The 5650-nt window shown below is 71.9% G+C and carries 2 protein-coding genes; both read right to left on the bottom strand.

What is annotated here, in order from left to right:
* Positions 1–963, bottom strand: a 963-nt coding sequence (locus tag V1L54_RS29145; RefSeq protein WP_330121165.1) for a beta-ketoacyl synthase N-terminal-like domain-containing protein, incomplete at its 3' end; no start/stop codon positions are given.
* A 675-nt stretch (positions 964–1638) separates the two neighbouring features.
* Positions 1639–5650: SDR family NAD(P)-dependent oxidoreductase (locus V1L54_RS29140; protein ID WP_330121164.1), on the bottom strand; the 4012-nt coding region annotated here is incomplete at its 5' end.

The following is a 5650-nucleotide window of genomic DNA, read 5'->3' as shown; positions in this document are numbered from 1 at the left end:
ACGGATGACGCGTTCCTGCGACGGACCGTTCGGCGCCGTCAGACCGTTGGACGCGCCGTCCTGGTTGACCGCGGACCCCTTGATCACGGCAAGCACCCGGTCGCCACGGCGGCGGGCGTCCGAGAGGCGGCGCAGCACGAGGACGCCGGCGCCCTCGGACCAGCCGGTGCCGTCGGCGTCGGCGGAGAACGGCTTGCAGCGGCCGTCGGCCGCGAGGCCTCGTTGCCTGCTGAACTCGGTGAAGATGCCGGGGCTGATCATGACGGTGACGCCGCCCGCGAGTGCCGTGTCGCACTCGCCGTTGCGCAGCGCTTGCACGGCGAGGTGGGTGGCGACCAGTGACGACGAACAGGCGGTGTCCACGGTGACCGCGAGCCCTTCGAGGCCCAGGGCGTAGGCGACGCGGCCGGAGACGACGCTGGGTGCGCTGCCGGTGAGTAGATGGCCCTCGACGCCCTGCGGGAGGGTGCGCAGGCCGGTGCCGTAGGCGGACGACGAGGAACCGATGAAGACGCCGGTGCGAGTTCCGCGCAGGGACAGCGGGTCGATGCCCGCGCGTTCCAGGGCTTCCCAGGAGGTCTCCAGCATCAGCCGCTGCTGGGGGTCCATCGCCAGCGCCTCGTGGGGGGAGATGCCGAACAGGTCGGCGTCGAACTCGCCCGCGTCGTGGAGGAATCCGCCCTCGCGCACGTAGGTCGTGCCGGCGGCGTCGGGGTCGTCGTCGTATACGGCGGTGTCCCAGCCGCGATCGAGGGGAAATCCGGAGATGCCGTCACGGCCCTCGGAGACCAGTTGCCAGAGGTCCTCCGGGGAGTGCACGCCCCCGGGATAGCGGCAGCCCATGCCGACGATCGCCACAGGCTCGCTCCCGCGCGCCTCGACCTCCCGCAGCTGGCGCCGGGTCTGCCGCAGGTCCGCGGTGAGCCGCTTGAGGTAGTCGAGATACTTCTGATTGTCGGCCACTCAATGCCACCTTCTCCGGACCGGCAGTTCACTTTTTTCGCACGGGGAATCTCGCACAGATCACACGGGCCGCGTGTCGCATAGTTTTTTGGGTTCCCGAATCTTTTTGGGTTCCCGAAAAATCGCCCCAATATCACCAGCAAAAACCCTCACTGAGGCTACGAACGACTCCAAGCCGCAGACAACCCCTAGCCCACCCCTAGAGGGGGACGAACCGGGAGGTCGCTCCGGGTGTCCGGGGGGCGGATCGGCACGCCGGGAATGACCGGCGCGAAGAGGGGGCCGTGTCGTGTGAATACGCCACGAGGCTCGGACGGCGCGGACCGGTCCGCGTCATCACGCGACCCCCCTGGGAGGTATTCCGGGAACCGTTCGCGGAATACTTCCGTACGGAACACACTCGGTGAACTCCAGCACCCGATAGCGGCGCGCTGTCGCCTCGTCGGCGAGTGGACCTCGTCCACGCCTTCGCGCGCGGGGATCGCTTCCGCTGGACAGCGAGGACGGTGTGCCGGAGCCTGGCGGTCCGTCCCGTGGTCGCGGTGTTCAGCGCCGTACAGCGGGTCGGGGTCGGTCCCGGTGACCGCCGGGCGGCGGTGCCGAGCGGGATTCAGTGTCCCGTGCAACGCTCGTCACCCGTACCGGTCACGGTGGGATCCGCTCAGTGGTGGCGGGTCACGGGCTCTCCAGTTCGTTGTCGATGAGCGCGAAGATGTCCTCCTCGGTGGCGGAGTGCAGATCGGCGTCCCGGACCTCATCGGCGGTGTTCCGGTCGTCGGGTGCATCCGCCCACCGGGCGAGCAGGGCGCTCATCCTGACCCGCAGCCGTGAACGGTCGCTGTCGGACAACTCGCTTGACGTGGCCTCCAGATGGTCCAGTTCAGCCATCATGGCCTCCGCCGGATCGCGAGCGGGCGGCACCAGATCGGCCTCGAGCCGCTCGGCGAGCGCGTCGGGCGTCGGGTAGTCGAAGACGAGGGTGGCGGGCAGTCGGGTGCCGGTGGCCGCGCCGAGTCGGTTGCGCAGTTCCACGGCGGTCAGCGAGTCGAAGCCGAGGTCCTTGAACGCCCGGTCCCGTTCGACGGCGTCCGCTCCGGCGAAGCCGAGCACGGTGGCCGCCTCCGACCTCACCCAGTCCAGCAGCACCTGCGCTCGCTCGGCGGGAGGCAGAGCCCGCAGCCGGTCGGCGAAGCCGGCCTCCCGGGCCACGGCGGCGGTGCGCCGGCGGCCCCGCACCAGACCGCGCAGCAGATGCGGTACGTCGGGGCGGCCGGCGAACCCGGTGACATCGACGGCACCCGGCACCACGGCGGGGTCGGGCCCGGTGAGAGCCTCGTCGAGCAGGACCAGGCCTTCGTCGGCGGTGAGCACGGGCAGACCGGAGCGGGTGGCCCGCCGGCGGTCGCCGTCGGTGAGCACGCCGAGCATGCCCGCGCCGACGTCCCACGGGCCCCAGGCCAGGGACAGGGCCGGCAGCCCGCAGGTGTGGCGGTGGTGGGCCAGGGCGTCGAGGTAGGCGTTGGCCGCGGCGTACGACGCCTGGCCGGGACTGCCCAGGGTGGCGGAGACGGAGGAGAAGAGCACGAACTCCTCTGCGTCGGGGACGAGTTGGTGCAGAGCGCGCGCCGCAGTGATCTTGGGCGCCAGCACCGGGGCGACACGGTCGGGTGTGAGGGCGGTGGCCACACCGTCGTCGAGGACACCCGCGAGGTGGAAGACGGAGCTGATGCGTCGCCCGTTCAGCACCTCGGCCAGGGCTTCGGGATCGGTGACGTCGCAGGCCACGATCTCGACTCGCGCTCCGGCCGCCTCAAGGTCCGCCGCCAGGGTGTCCGCCCCTTCGGCGTCCGGGCCGCGGCGGCTGAGCAGCAGCAGCCTGTCCACCTCGCGCCGGTCCACCAGGTACCGGGCGATCAACGCACCCAGAGCACCCGTGCCACCCGTGATCAGCACCGTGCCGCCCGGCTCCACCGCACGCGGTACGGACAGCACGACCTTGCCCACATGCCGGGCCTGGCTCATGAAACGAAACGCGTCCGGCGCCCGCCGTACGTCGAAAGTCCGCACCGGCGGCAAAGTGAGCACACCTCGCGCGAACAGAGCCAGCACCTCGTCCAGCATCTGCCCGATCCGCTCGGGACCCGCCTCGCTCAGGTCGAACGCACGGTACGTCCGGCCCTCCACCGAGTCCGGATCACGTATATCCGCCTTCCCCATCTCCACGAACCGTCCGCCCTCGGTCAGCAGACGGACCGAAGCGTCGACGAACTCACCCGCCAACGCGTTCAGCACCACATCCACCCCACGCCCGCCCGTACGCTCCGCGAAGGTCTTCTCGAACTCCAGATCCCGCGAGGAGGCAAGGTGCCCCGCGTCCAACCCGGTCGCGCCCCACTTGCCGGGCGAGGCCGTGCCGTACACCTCAGCTCCCACATGCCGCGCGATCTGCACCGCCGCCATCCCGACCCCGCCCGCGGCCGCGTGTACCAACACCGACTCCCCGGCCACCAGACCGCCCACGTCCAGCAGTCCGTAATACGCCGTCACGAACGCGATCGGAACCGCAGCGCCCTGAGCGAAGGACCATCCTGCCGGAACTGGAGCCACCAACCGCTCGTCCGCCACCGCCAACGGCCCCATCGCCCCGCTGAAGAACCCCAGCACCCGGTCCCCCACGGCGAGTTTCGACACCCCGGGCCCTGTTTCCACCACCACGCCAGCGGCCTCGCCCCCCAGCTCCACCTCCCCGGGGTACATGCCCAGCGCGTTCAGCACATCCCGGAAGTTCATCCCCGCCGCTCGTACCGCCACCCGCACCTGTCCTTCTTCCAGTGCGGCTTCCGCATCAGGCGCGGACACCAACCCCACACCCTCGACAGCACCCCGCGACACCACACCCACACGCCACGGGCCCTCGGGCGCCTGCAGGGTGCGTTCCGCGAGCGAGGTCAGACGGGCGGCGTACAACCGGCCGTTGCGGACGGCGAGTTCCGGCTCGTCCATACCGGGCACGCTGAGCAGCGCGGTCCACGGGTCGGCGTCGACGTCGACCAGCAGCAGGCGGCCGGGGTTCTCTGACTGCACGCTGCGCAGCAGGCCGCGCACGGCGGCGCCCGCCACGTCGGACAGGTCGTCACCCGCGCTGGCGGCGACAGCGCCCCGGGTCAGCACCACGAGTGTGGCGTCGGCGTCCTCGCGGGCCAGGAAGTCCTGGGCGGTGGCCAGCATCGCGGTCACCCGCGCCTCCGCGTCGTCCCGGCCGTCGTCCGGTGCCGAGGTGACCAGCAGCAAGTCGGCCGAGGCCGTGGCGATGTCGGACGCCCGCGCGCAGTCGGCCCCCAGGGCCGAGAGCGCATCGGCCGCGCCGTACGGGTCGTTGCCCAGGACGGCCCAGGTGTCAGGGGTGCGTGCCGCGTCGGGGAGCGGAATCCAGTCCACCCGGTGCACCGGCCGCGACAGGGCGGTACCCGTCACGGCGTCCTCGGCGAGGGGACGCAGCACCACTCGTCCGACGGAGACGACGGTCTGCCCGCCGGGGTCGACGGCCAACAGCTCCACCCCGTCGGCGCCGCGTGGTGAGACACGGACGCGGAGCGTGGTGGCGCCGGAGACGGTCAGCGCGATCTGCGACCAGGAGAACGGCAGTCCGGGGGGCCCGGCGGGGCCGTCGGACGCCACCGCCCCTACGGTGAGCGAGTGGAGCGCGGCATCGAGCAGCGCCGGGTGCAGTCCGAAGCGTCCGGCGTCGGCGTGCGCCGTCTCGGGCAGCTCGACCTCGGCCCAGAGTTCCTCACCCGCTCGCCAGACTCCGCGCAGGCCCTGGAACACGGGCCCGTAGTCCAGGCCGGCCGCGGCCAGCTCGGGGTAGAGCTCGTCGATCGGCACAGCCTGCGCGTCGACCGGCGGCCAGGTCAGCTCCGGCGCGGCAACCGGGGCTGCGGCCCGCAGTGTGCCGGAAGCGTGCCTGGTCCACGGCTGCCCGAACCAGCCGGTGCCATCGGACGTACGGGAGTGGACGGTGATCTCCCGCCCCCCGTCCTCGCCCGGGGCGCCTACGGTGACCTGGAGCTGGACGGACTCCTCGGCGGTCAGCACCAGCGGTGTGTGCAGTACCAGTTCGTCCACGACGTCGCAGTCCGTCTGGTCGCCGGCGCGCACCGCGAGGTCGACGAACACCGTGCCGGGCACCACGATCCGGCCGTGCACACGGTGTTCCGCGAGCCACGGGTGTGTACGGAGGGAGATGCGTCCGGTGAGCAACAGGCCGCCTTCATCGGCGAGTTCCACGCCGGCGGCGAGGACGGGGTGCCCGGTCTCCCCCAGTCCGGCGGAGACCACGTCACCGGGGCGTGCCGACGCTGAGGCCGAGGGCCAGTAACGCTCGCGGGCGAACGCGTAGGTGGGCAGCTCGATGCGCCGGCCGTCGGCGGGGGCGAGCAGGGGGGCCCAGTCCACCGTGACACCCCGCACGTGCAGGGTTCCCACGGCGCGGAGCAGCGTTTCGGTTTCGTCGCGCCTGGGCCGCAGTGCCGGTACGGCCATGGCCTGGTCCAGGAGCGCCGAGGCGGCCGCCGACAGCACTCCGTCCGGCCCCAGCTCCAGCGCCGTCCGCACCCCGGTGAGCGAGGCGAGCGCGTCGGCGAAGCGGACCGGCTCCCGTACCTGTCCCACCCAGTAGGCGGGAGTG

Origin of the sequence: Streptomyces rubellus (assembly GCF_036323805.1) — a bacterium.
Classification (GTDB): Bacteria; Actinomycetota; Actinomycetes; order Streptomycetales; family Streptomycetaceae; genus Streptomyces.
This window is presented reverse-complemented; position numbering and strand designations above follow the sequence as displayed.